General features: G+C 55.5%; 12 protein-coding genes. 3 read left to right on the forward strand and 9 right to left on the reverse strand.

Annotated features, from left to right (window positions below; all coding sequences use genetic code 11):
• Window positions 1-500: 500 nt before the first annotated feature.
• Together AUQ41_RS02100 and mutS are read right to left on the reverse strand one after the other, a co-directional pair.
• The gene (locus AUQ41_RS02100) at window positions 501-3,242 is read right to left on the reverse strand and encodes a [protein-PII] uridylyltransferase (RefSeq protein ID WP_063086334.1); all 2,742 of its coding nucleotides are present in this window, start codon (window positions 3,240-3,242) and stop codon (window positions 501-503) included.
• A 178-nt stretch (window positions 3,243-3,420) separates the two neighbouring features.
• Window positions 3,421-6,144, reverse strand: a complete 2,724-nt coding sequence (gene mutS / locus AUQ41_RS02105) for a DNA mismatch repair protein MutS (protein ID WP_063086336.1) — start codon at window positions 6,142-6,144, stop codon at window positions 3,421-3,423.
• 173 nt (window positions 6,145-6,317) lie between these two features.
• On the opposite strand from mutS, the gene AUQ41_RS02110 reads away from it, so the two are divergent.
• From AUQ41_RS02110 to AUQ41_RS02125, 3 genes are all read left to right on the forward strand, one after another.
• A complete protein-coding gene (locus AUQ41_RS02110; protein ID WP_063086338.1) occupies window positions 6,318-6,818 on the forward strand; it encodes a hypothetical protein in 501 nt (166 codons plus the stop codon).
• A gap of 523 nt (window positions 6,819-7,341) precedes the next feature.
• Window positions 7,342-9,609 (forward strand): NADP-dependent malic enzyme, encoded by a 2,268-nt coding sequence (locus AUQ41_RS02120; protein ID WP_008888727.1) that lies wholly within the window; start codon window positions 7,342-7,344, stop codon window positions 9,607-9,609.
• Window positions 9,610-9,898: 289 nt separating this feature from the next.
• Window positions 9,899-10,357 carry a hypothetical protein gene (locus tag AUQ41_RS02125; RefSeq protein ID WP_008888725.1) on the forward strand — a complete coding sequence of 153 codons (459 nt, stop codon included), beginning with the start codon at window positions 9,899-9,901 and terminating at the stop codon, window positions 10,355-10,357.
• A 103-nt stretch (window positions 10,358-10,460) separates the two neighbouring features.
• Here AUQ41_RS02125 and AUQ41_RS02130 read toward each other — a convergent pair whose 3' ends face one another.
• The 7 genes from AUQ41_RS02130 to AUQ41_RS02160 all read right to left on the reverse strand — a co-directional run bounded on the left by AUQ41_RS02130 (window position 10,461) and on the right by AUQ41_RS02160 (window position 16,312).
• On the reverse strand, window positions 10,461-11,450 hold the full coding sequence (locus tag AUQ41_RS02130) for a glucosaminidase domain-containing protein (RefSeq protein ID WP_008888724.1): 990 nt from the start codon (window positions 11,448-11,450) through the stop codon (window positions 10,461-10,463).
• Between the two features lie 269 nt (window positions 11,451-11,719).
• On the reverse strand, window positions 11,720-12,289 hold the full coding sequence (locus AUQ41_RS02135) for a NifU family protein (RefSeq protein WP_008888723.1): 570 nt from the start codon (window positions 12,287-12,289) through the stop codon (window positions 11,720-11,722).
• Between the two features lie 162 nt (window positions 12,290-12,451).
• Window positions 12,452-13,426, reverse strand: coding sequence for a DUF2333 family protein (locus AUQ41_RS02140; protein ID WP_008888722.1), 975 nt, complete (start codon window positions 13,424-13,426; stop codon window positions 12,452-12,454).
• A 69-nt stretch (window positions 13,427-13,495) separates the two neighbouring features.
• The gene (locus tag AUQ41_RS02145) at window positions 13,496-14,038 is read right to left on the reverse strand and encodes a L,D-transpeptidase (RefSeq protein ID WP_063086342.1); all 543 of its coding nucleotides are present in this window, start codon (window positions 14,036-14,038) and stop codon (window positions 13,496-13,498) included.
• Between the two features lie 27 nt (window positions 14,039-14,065).
• On the reverse strand, window positions 14,066-14,611 hold the full coding sequence (locus AUQ41_RS02150; RefSeq protein WP_198155601.1) for an O-acetyl-ADP-ribose deacetylase: 546 nt from the start codon (window positions 14,609-14,611) through the stop codon (window positions 14,066-14,068).
• Window positions 14,612-14,781: 170 nt separating this feature from the next.
• Window positions 14,782-15,306 carry an inorganic diphosphatase gene (gene ppa, locus AUQ41_RS02155; RefSeq protein WP_008888719.1) on the reverse strand — a complete coding sequence of 175 codons (525 nt, stop codon included), beginning with the start codon at window positions 15,304-15,306 and terminating at the stop codon, window positions 14,782-14,784.
• 166 nt (window positions 15,307-15,472) lie between these two features.
• Window positions 15,473-16,312 (reverse strand): glycosyltransferase family 2 protein, encoded by an 840-nt coding sequence (locus tag AUQ41_RS02160; RefSeq protein WP_063086346.1) that lies wholly within the window; start codon window positions 16,310-16,312, stop codon window positions 15,473-15,475.
• Window positions 16,313-16,371: the final 59 nt, after the last annotated feature.

Below are 16,371 nucleotides of genomic sequence, written 5' to 3' on the forward strand. Positions count from 1 at the left end.
TTCTGCCGGTGATGACGTGCGATTGCGGTATTTTCACGTTTGATGCACAGGAATTTGACAGTGGAAGGTGAAAATAGTCGTAATTTTTGAGGCCTAAAACCGCGGCGTATATCGCATTTTTGTGAAAGTGATTGAATTAGGTGATTTTTTTGGGGTCCCTGTGACAGCCGTCACAGAAAAACAGTTGCAACACCCGCATATTTACATTCGCTGAGGGTTCGTTGGGACGCGAGCCTCATATTGGACGGGCGGGGAAATACGGTATCCACCTCAACCTGCTGCACTCCGAGGATTTCGACACCGTGAATAACAGGTCACGCTGTCGGGTTTGGTTTTACCCTTCCTCGTCCGTCACAATTTCCAAAGAAATATAATTCGAGCAGTTTACTGGCCCTATCGGCCGGTACATCCGGATCTGATCCATACCGTGGCGTTGCCTAGGGTAGCGCATGGGTATTGGATCGATCCGGTTTGTTTGTTTTGGTGCTGAGAACAACAATCTAGTCGTTGCGAATCGCCTGGGTCAGGGTTTCCTTGACCTGAACAAACTTGGTGCGGCTGTCGATCTTGAGCCCGAACACATCCTTGACATAAAAAACGTCAACCGCGCGTTCGCCAAAGGTGGAAATACGCGCAGAGGCAATCTGCATCGAAAGATCACGGAGCGCACGCGTGATGTCATACAGCAGGCCCAGCCGGTCGCGGGCGGTGATTTCAATCACCGTGTGGGTGCGGCTGGCCTTGTTGTCGATAATGACATTCGGTTCGACCTTGAACACCGCAGTGCGGTGCTTGTTGTCCTTGGTCTGGCGGCGTTCGATTTCCTGACTGGGGCGGATCTGCCCGGAAATGACCTTTTCCAGTGTGTCGCGCAGGCGATCAAGTTTGGTGGAGTCGTTAAACGCCTCGCCATTGGTGTCCTGCACGAAAAAGGTATCCAGCGCCATGCCATCGGCAAGGGTCAGGATCTTTGCATCAACCACGTTGGCCCCACACAGCGCCATGGCGCCTGCAATCTGGGAAAACAGGCCGGGATGGTCGGTGGTGTGGACGGTGATTTCAGTGGCATCAATTTCGGTATCGATGCGGACATCGACCGTGATCTCGGCCCCGGAATTTCGGGCGTCGCGGGTCAGATGAGCGTGATGGACGTGGATGTCGGTATCAAAACTCAGCCAATAGGACGGATAGCCGCGTTCGATAAAGTCATCGATATCCTGTTCCGGCCAGTCTTTCAGCGCGTCGCGCAGCGCGTTTTGCGCATTTTCGACGCGCGAATCGCGGCTATCGGCATTAAGACCCCCTGACAGCATATCATCGGTGGCATAGTAAAGTTCACGCAGCAGGGTGGCCTTCCAGCCGTTCCAGACATTGGGACCAACCGCGCGGATATCGGCCACCGTCAGGCACAGCAACAGGCGCAAACGTTCCTGCGATTGCACCAGATCGGCAAAGGCGCGAATGGTGCTGGGATCATTGAGGTCACGCTTGAACGCGGTCAGGCTCATCCACAGATGCGCCTTGACCAGCCATGCGACCGCCTCGGTATCGGCGGGGGACAGACCAAGCCGCGGGCAGAGCTTTTCGGCGACTTCGGCCCCGAGCTCGGAATGATCGCCACCACGGCCCTTGGCAATGTCATGGAGCAATACCGCGACATACAGCACACGGCGTGAAATCACCTGACCCATGATGCGGGTGGCAACCGGGGCGTCTTCGGCAAGTTCGCCAGACTCGATCTGATTAAGCACGCCAATCGCCCTGATGGTGTGCTCGTCCACGGTGTAGGTGTGGTACATGTCGTACTGCATCTGGGCAACGACACGGCCGAAATCGGGGATGAAACGGCCAAGAACACCGGCCTCGTTCATCTTGCGGAGCGTCACATCCGGGCTGTCACGCTGGGTGAGGATTTCAAGGAAAACCTCGTTGGCGTCCGGATCGTTTTGCAGCTTGTGATCAACATATTTCAGGCTTTGCGTGATCCAGCGCAGCGTTTCGGGATGAATGCCAACCCGGTTTTGATGGGCAACCAGAAACAGGCGCAAAATCTTGATCGGGTCATTCTTGAAGACATCAAGGCTTTCGACCGTCAGGCGTTCATTGCGCAGCTCAAACCCGTCAATTTCCTTGGTGCCAAACAGCTTGCCAGGAAAACGGATCAGCGGGCGACGCTGATGGCTTTCTTCAAGGGCGGCACAGAAGATGCGGGTCAGGTTCCCGACATGCTTCACCATCAGATAATAGTGCTTCATGAAGCGTTCGACGCCCGATGCCCCGGCATGATCGGTATAGCCAAGCCGTTCGGCAATATCGCGCTGCATATCGAACGTCAGGCGGTCTTCTTCGCGGTCAGACAGATAATGCAACCAGCACCGCACCGCCCACAGGAAGTTCTGTGCCTTCAAGAAGCCGCGTGCTTCCTTGCGCGTCAGGACCTTGAGATCGACCAGCTCCATCGGGGAATTGACGCGATAAAGGTATTTGCCAATCCAGAACAGGGTATGGAGATCGCGAAGCCCGCCCTTGCCGTCCTTGACGTTGGGTTCGACCACATAGCGTGAATCGCCCATGCGGGTGTGGCGTTCATCGCGTTCGCCAAGCTTCTTTTCGATGAACTCGATGCCGCTGCCCTTGACCAGCTCTTCCATGAAGCGGGTGCGAAACAGTTTATAGGTTTCCTCATCACCCCAGACAAAGCGGCTTTCAAGCAGGTTGGTGCGAATGGTGATGTCCTGTTTGCCCATGCGCAGGCAATCATCGACGGAACGCGTCGCATGACCGACCTTAAGCCCCAGATCCCAGAGCATATAAAGAATGAATTCAACAACCTGTTCGCCATGTGCGGTCTGTTTGTAGGGAAACAGAAACAGGATATCGACATCGGAATGCGGCGCCATGTCACCGCGGCCATAGCCGCCGACAGCGACGACCGACATGCGTTGCTCATTGGTCGGATTGTGCAGCGGATAGACGAACGTGGTGGCAAAATCATGGATCAGGCGGACAATCTGATCCATCAGGAAACTGTTGGAAAAGACGGTGTCCTGCCCGGAATTGCTTTCTTCAAAGCGTGCGCGGATAACAGATCGCCCGGCCTCAAGTACTGATTTCAGCTTGTTGAGAACGGCGGTGCGCTGTTTGAAGCTTTTGAGTGCCGGATCGTTTGCGATGGCCTCAAGCTCGGCAAAGACCTTTTTGCGGTCGATGATTTCGCGCTGCTTCTTGATCTTGTAGGTCACGTTGGTCGGTTTCCTCGGCCCTGGCGTGCGGTCTGTCGGCGACAGGGTTTATATATCAATTTTCTTAACAGTTGCCGCACCATAGCGCCAATTTCATCTATCCGCATCAAATGCGTGCGCAAGTCCGATCGGCAGACACGCACCTGATATGGGGATAGGCCGCCTGTTTTGCAGGTGATCAGCCCTTTAGCGACTGAAGACGATACAGCGCATCAAGGGCTTCGCGCGGGGTCATGTTGTCAGGATCAAGATCGGCAACCGCATCAAGAAGCGCCTTTTGCGCATCCGAAAGGGCCGGGGCGCTTGTGCGTTCCTCCTTGGCGGCCTGTTCGATGGCAACCGCAAACAGCGGCAGGTCATCGGCAAGCTTGGAAACAGCACCCCCCTGTTCGCCCTTTTCAAGGGTCTTGAGAACCTGTTCGGCACGCTTGATCACGGGCTTTGGCAGGCCGGCCAACTGGGCGACGTGAATGCCGTAGGATCGATCCGCGCTGCCCGCACCGACTTCATGAAGGAAGACGACCTCGCCCTGCCATTCCTTGATCAGCATGGTATGGCACGACAGGTGTTTGAGCTTGGCGGCCAACGCGGTCAGTTCGTGATAGTGGGTGGCGAAAAGACCACGGCACTGATTGATTTCATGAAGGTTCTCAACCACCGCCCAGGCAATCGACAGGCCATCAAAGGTCGCGGTGCCGCGGCCGATTTCATCCAAAATCACCAGCGACCGGTCGGTTGCCTGATTAAGGATCGATGCGGTTTCCACCATTTCGACCATGAAGGTGGATCGGCCACGCGCCAGATCATCGGCCGCACCAACACGTGAAAACAGCCGGTCAATCACCCCGATATGCGCCTTGGCCGCCGGGACAAACGCGCCGATCTGGGCCAGCACGGCAATCAGGGCATTCTGGCGCAGGAAGGTCGATTTACCGGCCATGTTCGGACCGGTGATCAGCCACAGGCTTTGTTCATCTTCAAGGCGGCAATCATTGGCAACAAACGGCGCGTCGCCATTTTCACGCAAGGCGGCCTCGACCACAGGATGGCGGCCAGCGGTGATGTCAAAGGCAAGGCTGTTATCAATGTTGGGGCGAATGCACCCCTGATCGCGGGCGAGTTCGGCCAAAGCAGCTGATACATCAAGGCCAGCCAAGGCACTTGCGCATTTGGCGATGTCATCGGCCTTGGCGAGAACGGCGGCCACCAGTTCGTCAAACAGTTCAAGTTCAAGCGCAAGCGCCTGATCACCTGCCTTGGAGACCTTGCTTTCAAGCTCGGACAGCTCGACGGTGGTAAAGCGCACGGCATTGGCCATGGTCTGGCGGTGGATAAACTCATCCATCTCCATCATCTTGTCGGCGGTTTTGGCCGATACTTCGATGAAATAGCCAAGTACGTTGTTGTGCTTGACCTTAAGGTTGGAAATGCCGGTTTGCTCGGTATAGCGGGCCTGCAAATTGGCGATCAGCTTTTTGCTTTCACTTGAAAGCATGCGGAGCTCATCAAGCGGCGGGTGATAGCCGCCAGCAATGAAGCCACCATCGCGGGCCAGAAGCGGCAGGCTTTCGGCGATTGCCCGGCGCAACAGATCAATCAGATCGCCGTGATGGCCCATCATGGTCAAATGATCCGAAAGGGCTTCGGGCTGGGCAGTCAGGCCATCATTGCCGCCATCGGGTTTATTGAGCAGATTGCCAATCGCAAAGGCGCAGGACAGCCCATCGCGCATCGCCGCCAGATCACGCGGGCCCCCACGCCCGACCGACAGGCGCGACAACGCACGTTCAATATCGGGGCATTCGCCAAGGGCAGCGCGCAGATCTGATCGCAAGCCATCGCGATCATGGAAATATTCCACCAGATCAAGGCGCTTGTTGACTTCATCGGCATTGGTCAGCGGGGCGGACAGGCGGGCGGCCAGCAAACGGGCACCAGCACCGGTACGGGTACGGTCAATGACGGACAGCAACGATCCCTTGCGCTCGCCCGACTGGGTCTGGATCAGCTCCAGCGACCGACGGGTGGCGGCATCGATTTCCATCGCCGCCCCCTCTGCCACGCGGGTTGGCGGGGCAAGGCGGGGCATCTGGCCCTTTTGGGTCAGCTCGACATAATCAATCAGTGCACCGGCGGCCGAAAGCTCGGCGATCTCAAAACCGCCAAAGGCATCAAGGGCCTCGACCTCATAAAGCTTCTTAAGCCTGAGCTGGGCATTTTCAGCATCAAAGCGTGCGGTCGGCTGCGGGGTGATGATGTTTTTATATTCGGCATAGATGTCGAACACTTCGGAACGGTTCAGCATCTTTTCCGAAAACAGGATTTCACCCGGATCAAGTCGCGCCAGGGCGGCACCAAGACCGGCCATCTCGCAAGGCTGCACAAAGAAATCACCGGTCGACATATCAAGCCAAGCCAGCCCGATCTTGCCACGCACCTCGGAAACGGCGGCCAGATAATTGTGGCGCCGTGCATCTAGCAGGCTGTCTTCGGTGAGCGTGCCTGGCGTGATCAGGCGGACAACACCGCGTTTGACCACCGATTTGGCACCGCGTTTTTTGGCCTCGGCCGGGTCTTCCATCTGTTCACAGACGGCCACCCGGAAGCCCTTGCGGATCAGACGTTGCAGATAGGTTTCGTGACTGTGGACGGGAACACCGGCCATGGGAATTTCGTTACCTTGATGCTTGCCGCGTTTTGTCAGGGCAATATCGAGGGCTTCGGCGGCTTTGACCGCATCGTCAAAGAACAGCTCGTAGAAATCGCCCATCCGATAAAACAACAGGCAGTCCTGATACTGTTCCTTGATTTCAAGGAACTGCATCATCATCGGCGTCGCGCCGTCTCTGGAAAAAGAAGGTGCGGTCGGTGTGGTATCGGATTTATCGGCGATCTGGTTCATGATGACTTGATAGCAAACCCTGAAGGCAAAGACGAGAGCAGGAAACTGGCGGGGTGATAAAACTTGATCTATGCCATTGCAACGCCTGAATTTCTGCGAATATATAAAGATCGTGACCAACAACCAACTGTCGTTTTCCGCGACAGAATAACAGTGAGCAAGGAGCGTACAAAATGGCAGAAGAACAGACCATCCCGCAGGCCCCGGAACTGGTCGGACTGTTTGATACCAAGGACGGTTTCGATGCGGCTCTGCGTGCGCTCCGCGATGCCGGGTTTGAACGCACCGATCTGTCGGTTTTAAGCTCCCACGAATCCATCGATGTGGCAGGCAAGGATGGTCGGTCCTGGTCCGATGTGCTGACCGCACTGGTCGGTGAAACCAAATATGAAGTGCCGCTGGTGGCGTCCGGCGCGATTGCCTTGTTTGGGGGCGCTGCGACGGCGGCGGCCGCCATTGCGGTCGGGGCCGGTGTTGGCGCAGTCGCACTTCGTGAATTTATCGAAGAAGTGACCTCCACCCCGCATACCGAGGATTTCGCCCGCGCGGTTGATGCCGGATCGGTCATTCTGTGGGTGCGGATCGACCCGGACCATGAAGGTGCCGAGGCCAAGGCACGTGCCATCCTTGAACAGAACGGTGCGACCAACATCCATCTGCATTCACCGAAGTAATCCGCACGTTTTGGCGTGGCGGGCAGCTGCATGACAGAGTCCGCCGAGAACGATGGAATTTACCGGTAAGGCAACAGGAACACGGGGGCATTGGCCCCCGTTTTTCGTATCGTGGAAAGTTCATATTTGTGCCAATCGGCGGGTCGGTTTGCGCGGCGCAATAAAAACGGCAAACCCAGGGGCCCGTTGCGCGCGTGTGATTACGCCTCTGAAAAACCAGCACTTACTGACGGTCACGGCGGCTGGGTCATTGGGGCGGTTGTGTCTGCCATTGCGTTTGCGCATATGAAACGGGCCGGACCAGAGGTCAATGTTGCGCCGCAACATACGGAAAACGCTACGTAATTTTGCGGTTGCCGTTAACGTCGCCTTTGACCCGGGGCGCGAAGCCTGATTTATTGGGCGGTCCGACAAGACGGTCCCACGCCGCAAACTTGTCGATCAGGAAAATCAGAACTTAAGAACAAAACAGACCGTACAGGTTGCTTTCCATCTCACCACGCAAGCGTCAGTGAAAAACACAATGTCAGATACAGAAATCAAGGTTCGTGACCGTGAAGCGCTGCTGTTTCATTCCAGCGGCCGCCCCGGCAAAATCGAAATCACCGCATCCAAACCGCTGACCACTCAGCGCGACCTCTCGCTCGCCTATTCGCCGGGTGTTGCGGTGCCGTGTCTTGAAATCGCCAAGAACCCGGCGACTGCCTATGATTACACCTCCAAGGGCAACATCGTTGCGGTCATTTCCAACGGCACCGCCGTGCTTGGCCTTGGCAACCTTGGTGCGCTGGCTTCCAAGCCGGTGATGGAAGGCAAGGCGGTTCTGTTCAAACGCTTTGCCGATGTGGATGGGTTCGATCTTGAAGTGTCGACCGAAGATGTCGACGAGTTCGTCAATTGCGTGCGCTTCCTGGGCGCATCGTTTGGCGGGATCAACCTTGAAGACATCAAGGCTCCGGAATGCTTCATCATCGAACAGCGCCTGCGCGAAGTCATGGACATTCCGGTGTTCCATGATGACCAGCATGGCACGGCGATCATTGCGGCATCGGGGCTTATCAATGCCTGTGACCTGACGGGTCGCAAACTTGAAGACATCAAGCTTGTCATCAACGGGGCCGGTGCGGCCGCGATTGCATGCTGCGAGCTGGTCAAAAGCATGGGTGTTGCCCATGACAATGTGATCATGTGTGACTCGCGCGGGGTGATCTACAAGGGCCGTGAAGACGGCATGAACCAGTGGAAATCGGCCCATGCGGCCGATACCGATGCACGGTCGCTTGACGATGCGATGAAGGGCGCTGATGCGTTCTTTGGCCTGTCGGTTAAGGGGGCGGTGACATCAGCCATGGTCAAAAGCATGGCCAAACAGCCGATCATCTTTGCCATGGCCAACCCGGATCCGGAAATTTCCCCGGAAGAAGTTGCTGCTATTCGTGATGATGCGATTTGCGCCACCGGGCGTTCGGATTATCCGAACCAGATCAACAACGTTCTGGGCTTCCCGTATATCTTCCGCGGCGCGCTTGATGTTCAGGCATCCACGATCAACGAGGACATGAAGATTGCCGCAGCCCACGCGGTGGCATCGCTTGCCCGTGAAGACGTGCCCGATGAAGTGGCCGCGGCCTATTCCGGGCGTCGTTTGCAATATGGTCCGGAATACATCATCCCGGCCCCGTTTGACCCGCGCCTGATTACCGCCGTGCCCAAGGCGGTTGCCCAGGCCGCGATGGATAGCGGTGTGGCGCGTCGTCCGATCATTGATATGGAAGAATATGAAAATCAGCTGCGCGGTCGTCTTGATCCGACGGCCGCCCATTTGCAGCTGATTTCCGATTACGTCCGTGCGCACCCGAAACGCATCGCCTTTGCCGAGGGCGAGGAAGAAACCGTGATCCGCGCAGCGGTAGCGTATCGCAATTCGGGCTACGGGACGCCGATCCTGATCGGGCGCGAAGACCGCATCCATGAAAGCGCCAAGAAGCTTGGCATTGAAAGCCTTGATGGTGTCGAAATCAGCAACGCGGCCCTGTCCAAGCATAACGCGGAATATGCCGAGTTCCTCTATCAGCGCCTGCAGCGCAAGGGCTTCCTGTGGCGTGATTGCCAGCGCATGGTCAACCAGAAGCGTAACGTCTTTGCCTCTGTCATGGTGGCACAGGGGCATGCCGATGGTTTGATCACCGGTCTTACCAGGAACTTCAATCGCAGCTTCGCCGATGTTGCCGGTGTGATCGATGCCAAGCCGGGCGAAATCCCGATGGGGCTTTCAATCGCGATTGCCAAGGGCCGGACGGTGTTTATCGCCGATACCCGTGTGCACAATCTGCCCAATGCCGAGGAACTGGCCGAGATCGCCATTCAGGCGGCCGCCAAGGCCCGTCAGATGGGGCATGAGCCGCGTGTGGCGATGGTTTCGCACTCGACCTTCGGCAACCCGTATAGCGAGGATACCGACCGTATCCGCGAAGCCGTTGGCATCCTTGAAAGCAGCAATGTCGATTTCGAGTTCGATGGTGACATGGCGGTTGATGTGGCACTCGATACCGAGCTTCTGAAGCTTTATCCGTTCTGCCGTCTGTCGGGTCCGGCCAACGTTCTGGTGATGCCAGCACTGCATGCGGCAACCACAGCCTCCAAACTGCTTGATAAACTTGGTGGTGGCACGGTGGTTGGCCCGGTGATGATCGGTCTGGAAAAACCGGCCCAGATCGCCCAGATGGGGGCAACCGTGAACGATCTGGTGAACCTTGCTGCCCTTGCCGCCCACGAGGCAGAGCACGGTTAAGCCGTTTCGAAATCAAAGATCAGAAAGGCGGAGCTGATTTTTCAGGCTCCGCCTTTTTTGTTCGGATATCCAGATCTGCCGGGTTTCGTTACGCGACCGCCTGATCCGCCGAACCAACACCGGGAAACAATTCGGTCGGGGTATTTTGGGTGGATGGGTGATAACCTGACAGCTGGATGCGCATATAGACGTTTTGGGGCGTGTTCTGTGACATCCGACCCGATTTTTGCCACATCACAGAGGCAATAGTCCGCAATTCAAGCCAAAACCCAGAAAACAGGAATCGCTTATGGGCCAGTTGACCCGGTTTTTCGCCGTTATCATGTTTTTGCCGCTGCTTGCCGCCTGCGAAGATGAACAGGTCAGCGGACCGACAGCCGATGAAATCACCACGGCGGTGATCGAACGGTTTCGCGATGATCCCTATGCCAAGGTCGGCCATGTTGAAAACGTGACCAAAACCAACAGCATTTCCGAAGACGATGACGAAGTCCTTGTTATGGTGCGCTATGAGCTGGTGTTTGATCGCACGGTTGCCGACTTTGCCGATGACGTAACCGAAAAGGGCAAGGCGGCCGGGACGATGGATGATGTCGGCAGCACGGTGCGCGATGCGCTTGATCTGGTGAAAACCAAGATGCTGACGCTCAAGGAAGGCGAATACAAGGTGGGCGACCGTCGGGTGGTCGAGGATGAAATCCGGTTGCTGAAATCGGAAAAGGGCTGGATTTATCGCGGACGGCCATAACGGGTCTTCTGATATCCGAACCAAATAAAAAGGGACCCGAGCGGGTCCCTTTTTATTTGCTTATCTGGCTTGGTGCCTGACTTATCCCATCTGACCCTTGGGATTATTCCTCAAGGGCGGCGAGCACCTTTGGCGGCGGCGGGACGTCGCCTGCCGCAAAATCAAGACCATCAAGCTCGTTCAGCCCGTTCACACTCATGATTGCATGCAGGCTGTCGACATATTCCTCGCCGCGCTCGGAATATTTGGTCAGGGTCTCGGCCAGTTCCCAGCCACTGATAAACTTGCCGTCGGCGCGAAGGGTTGCGCGACGTTCGCGCAATTCCTGATAGGCCGGGTGCGAGTTGATGTTGCGTGCGTAGGCGCGCACACTGTCCATCAGGCTACCAAAAGCCTTGATGACGTGGGTTTTGCCATCTTCGCGATCCTTCGGCACGATGCCTTCATCGTCGCCCCAGGCCCATTGACCGAACAGGGCGTTGCCTTTGCGCACAAAGCGTGACGTGCCCCAACCACTTTCCTCTGCCGACTGGGCAAGGATCAGGGAGGTCGGGATCACATCAATGCGTTCAAGCAGGGCGTTGATGCCGCCATCGGTCACGCGATAGCGCTTCATCAGCTGATTGACCCATTGCTGATCGGCCTGGCTGACTGGGGTGCCGGAAATGCCCTTGGCCTGAATGGCCATCAGACGTTCGCGGCGCGCGGTGATTTCTTCGTTCACGCGCATGGCCAGCGGCAGCATGATTTTCAGGAAAAGCTGTTTACGCTCTTCAACTGATGCCAGTTCGCCAAGGCCTTCGGGCACGCGCTTGATATAGACGCGCGGAACTTCGCCCACCTCATTGAGGTGATAGCCAATGCTTTTGAAATACTGGCTGAGTGCGATGACTTCCGGGCCGCGGCGATAAACCGTTTTCTTCTTTTTGATAACGGCTTCATCAGCCGTGACTTCGACGGTTTCTGTCTCGAAACCTTCCGGAGTTGGAGAAAGATCAATTCCGGCGAAAAGACCAATATACAGGAAAACAACCGCTCCGAAAATCGAAGCGAGCGCAACATTCCTGTAACTGTTTGTTTTTGCGCTAGTCATTGTTGAATCTCCAGGATCAGTCGAACTGTCCATCCCAAGTGGAGGTTATCTATGCCTGCCGCGCGCGATGATCGCAACGGGCAATATCTCCGAGAGTTGAAAACGCCAAGAAAACCTTTTCGTTCAGCGCATAATTTTTACGCCCGGCGCGGGTTAAAGTTCACGCCGGGCGTCTGAATTTGTTAACGACTCGTAAATCCGTGCGCGGTCAGTTCACCGGATGGTCGGACGCCATCTTGTCGGTGAGGTGCCCGAAAACCAGGTCAGGTTCAGTCAGCCATGACCGGTTCAACGGCCTGAACTTCGGGCACGTAATAACGCAGCATGTTTTCGATGCCCATCTTGAGCGTCGCGGTGCTGCTTGGGCAACCTGCGCATGCACCGTGCATTTCAAGGAAGACCACGCCATCTTCGAAACGGTGGAAGACGATGTCACCACCATCCTGTGCCACGGCCGGGCGAACACGGGTATCAAGCAGTTCCTTGATCTGGCTGACCAGTTCATCATCGCCTTCGGCAGCAGAGCTGGTACCGGTGGCGGCGTTGGAGTCCTGATCGAGAACCGGCTGACCCGACGTGTAATGTTCCATGATCCCGCCAAGAATCTGCGGTTTCAGGGTCTGCCAGTCCTTGGAGTCATCCTTGGTGATGGTGATGAAATCACCGCCAAGGAAAACACCGGCAATGCCATCAATTTCAAACAGCTTGCGCGCAAGCGGCGATTTGATGGCTTCGTCACCCTTAACGAAGTTGGCGGTGCCAAGACGGCCCATGACTTCTTCGCCCGGAAGGAATTTGAGTGTCGCCGGATTCGGGGTTGGTTCGGTCTGAATGAACATTTTCGGCTTGTCCTCTCACTCTGATTGTCGGGACTTATGCTGCCCACTCAACAATCTCTATTTCATTTGGTTAGGCCCTAAATGGGGCAAAAACCACAAAAGATCAAGTCGCAGCGCGCAACTCAGGTATTCCGGATGGCGTGTTTCGTAATCACATTGACGTCAACGTTGCAGAATGCTGCTGATTTCGCGCATCTGGGTACGGGCCCGCAAAAGATAGAAACCAAGCCCCGCCAGATGGTTAGGGAAGACGATGCCGTCAGCCGAGCCGTTCACAACTACCATCGGGTCAAGTGCGGCGGCCGCCTGCAGGGATCCGATCATTTCTGCCCAGACCGATGCGATCTGGCGTTCATTGATGATCTGTTCGAAGTCGGTGCCAAGATCGCGCAAGATCAGGCTATAGGCATAAAGACGACCCTTGGTGGCATAGAAAACGTCATCTGCCGTGCGATCAAAGATCGACGGATTTTCCACCTTATCATCAATCAGGGCAGAGGCCGAGCCAAGGTCATTGGCAATGCGGTTCAGTGTTTCCTGAAGATTGTCGGCACGGCGTTCAAAAACCGCATTTCCGTTGGTCAGACGGGTATTGTAGTTTTGCAGGGACCGGATTGCCTGACGGTATTGTTGTTCGGACGTGACACCGGGCAGCAGCGAAACACTGGGATCAAACACCCATTTGTCGCCACGGAATTTCAAAAGGCCGGCGGCATCGTCCAGATCCGGGTCAACCTGACTTGACCCACGGGCGCGCCCGATCTGATCGGAAAGCTCGATCGCAAAGCGCGACAGGGCATAGACGATCCCGGTCTGGAAGTTCGGCATGTTATCAAGGGCTGCACTTGGCAGGAAGAACGGATCGTTGGCGGTCCAGCGGTTCTGGTTGACCTCGCGATCAATCAGGGCTGCGGCGGTGTTGACTGCATGACTGCCGCCCTTGTAATTGCCGATAAAGTCGGGGTTGTCATCGATACGATGCACAATCGCCATGCCTGCCGGATAATAGATCACGGCAATCAGAACGATCACACCAAGGCTGCGCACCCAGAACTTGCCCGATCCGAAAATAGCTTTCAGTCGGGAACCAAATCCTGCAACGCCGCCTTTTTTATAGAGATAATCGTCTTCAATCATGACTTGTCCTGTGAATTGATCCGGCAATTGAACCTAGGCGCTGTACACCCAAACGGCAAGTCCATGATTTTACGCAGTGATGGTGATGAACGTCTCAAAGGTCGCCAGTCCAAGCAGTGTTTCAAGATCCTTCTCGGCCAAGGCAACACAGCCTTCGGTGCCAGCATAATCGGGTTTGGCGATATGCATGAAGATCGCCGATCCCTTTCCGGGCACGGGCGGGTCATCATTATGGCCCAGAACGACGATGATGTTATAGAGGTCATCCTTGCGAAACAGCTTTTCATGGCTGGCATCAAACGGCAGGCGGACCGGGCAGTTATAGTCTGGATGACCCGGATCATCACACCAGCCGTCGGAAAATGAAATGGTGGTGACCGGAAGCTTGGTGCGCGGGCTGGGCCTGCGATCGGCACGATACATCACATAGCGCAGCTGCCAGCGACCGGCCGGCGTTTTGCCATCGCCTTCGGTTTTCTGGTCGGCATCAATCACGCCATTTTTCCCAAGCGCACAGAGAAATGTGTGTTCACCCACGCTCAGCACACCGTCTGGCGAAGCAAACAGTTCAAGCGGTTGGGACGGCGAAGGTGCAGCAGCGTCGCTTTGCATTCTATTGATGGACCTTATCGTATTCGATCATGTGCTGGCATGGTGCTGGCACGCAGCTTCAATATGCTGACGCGCCAATGGTGAGAAACAACAAAGGTAAATTTGTGGCATTTGCGCCAATTCGCCAGTCAGCTCACAAATGGTTGATACGGCGATTTTGGCTGCCTGGTCTTCCGGATAGCCAAATATCCCGGTGGATATGGCAGGAAACGCCACAGAGGCGAGATTGTTCTCGACCGCCAGCAAGATTGATTGGCGATAACAGCTTGCCAACAAATCGGCCTCACCATGGTTCCCGCCATGCCAGACCGGGCCGACGGTGTGGATGACGTATTTTGCCTTCAGGTTAAATCCGGGCGTGATTCTGGCATCACCCGTCGGGCAGGGGGCAAGCGGCCGGCAGGCGTTTGCCAGTTCAGGACCCGCCGCATGATGGATCGCACCGCACACACCGCCGCCGGGCAAAAGGGCCTCGTTCGCGGCATTGACGATGGCATCGACATCAAGTGTGGTGATGTCACCGACGGTAACTCTGATGGCATGGGTTTTGTCGGGCGCGTTTTTGCGGGTCACGAATAGCATCCTGAAACGTGAATTCTTGCCTCAATACCAACCTGTAAGGGTGGCGCCCCTGCACCAAAGTAGTGTTGCGCGACCGATAAGTCAAAAAACAACGCTCCGCCAGATCTGACGGAGCGTTGCATATAAATCCGGTGCCTGTCCGAAGACGGGTTGAATGCGGCTTATTTGCCGAGGCGGGTCACACCTTCTTCGATCAGTTTGGCGGCTTTTTCAGCGCCTTCCCAACCGGTGACTTTGACCCATTTGCCTTTTTCGAGGTCTTTGTAACGCTCGAAGAAGTGCTGGATCTGATCGCGCAGGATCTGCGGCAGATCTTCGTGGGATTTGATGTCGGTGTAGTACGGGTCGATCTTGTCATGCGGAACGCAGATCAGTTTTTCGTCCTGACCGGCTTCGTCTTCCATGATCAGAACACCGATCGGACGCGCACGGATGACAGAACCGGCAACGACCGGCTCGCGGAACATAACCATGGCATCAACCGGATCGCCATCTTCGCCCAGCGTGTTGGGGATGAAGCCATAGTTGACCGGGTAATACATCGAGGTGTGCAGGAAACGATCGACAAAGACAGCACCGGAGTCTTTATCGACTTCGTACTTTACCGGTCCACCCTGCGGAATTTCGATGACGACGTTTACGTCCCACGGAACATCCTTGCCAACGGCAATCTTGCTGAGATCCATCTGGGAAAATCCCTTTCGCTTTTTGAACGCATGCCCCGATCACCAGGGCGGCTGATATGAGCTTCTAAGATGCAAAGACGCATCCGAAGGAAAATGATGCCGACCTTTTATCGCGAAACGCCGTCGCTTCCAAGGGGGCAGGAAATGATACTTTTGATCAGAAACCCTAGGCGGTTTCGGCAACCGGCAGCAAAGAGCTTTTCACAGGCGTGAAGCGGTCTGCTTCTGCCTCAAGATTATTGAAATAACCCGGGTTCTTTGATGCGTTTGCATGACGGCTGGGCATCGAACGACCGTGGAAGAGATGCAAGACAGGAGAGGTATATTCAACATTTTTGCGACGGATACCCGCCCGGATCATGCGGAGTACGAAATCTGAATCTTCCAACCCATGGCCTTCATAGGCTTCATCGAAGCCACCAATCTTTAAGATATCATCCTTGAAGGCCGCAATATTGCACCCCTGTGCTTTCTTCCAGCAATTGGCGTGCTCCCACAGGCTTTTCTGGCTTTGCGGGATCGGAATGAACTGAAATGGGCGATTGCAGTTTCCCGTCAGGCCCAGCATGAAAAGGATCGCACGTGGCCATTTGTGGAACCGGAGACGGTTCTTCATCGCAAGCTTGGTAAAGCGTTCCTTTAGGAATACACGTTTGCCTGTGACAAAGCAGTTTGCTTCGGCCGCTTTGCGGTGGCTTGAGACAAAGTTCGACATCAGGCAGCAATCACCGTCGGTGAATACAATAATATCGCCTTCGGACATTGCGATTGCGCCGTTGCGCACGCGCGACAGCCGGTATCCCTGATCTTCCTGCCAGAAATGTTTGATCGGCACCGGGGATTTTTTTTGCATCTTGGCAATTGTCTGTGCCGTTTCCGGCCCTGAGCCATCATCAGCAACGATCACCTCGAAGTTATCGTCCTTCTGGTCGATCAGCGATTGCAAAACCATTTCCAGCGCTTCTGGCCAATTATAGGTCGAAACGATGACTGAGACCTTATGCACTAAAATATCCCTAAATGTTACGTATCGTGCCTTTACCTAAGGCACCAAATCAGTGTGAG

This window comes from Thalassospira sp. MCCC 1A02898 (assembly GCF_001618185.1).
GTDB lineage: Bacteria > Pseudomonadota > Alphaproteobacteria > Rhodospirillales > Thalassospiraceae > Thalassospira > Thalassospira tepidiphila.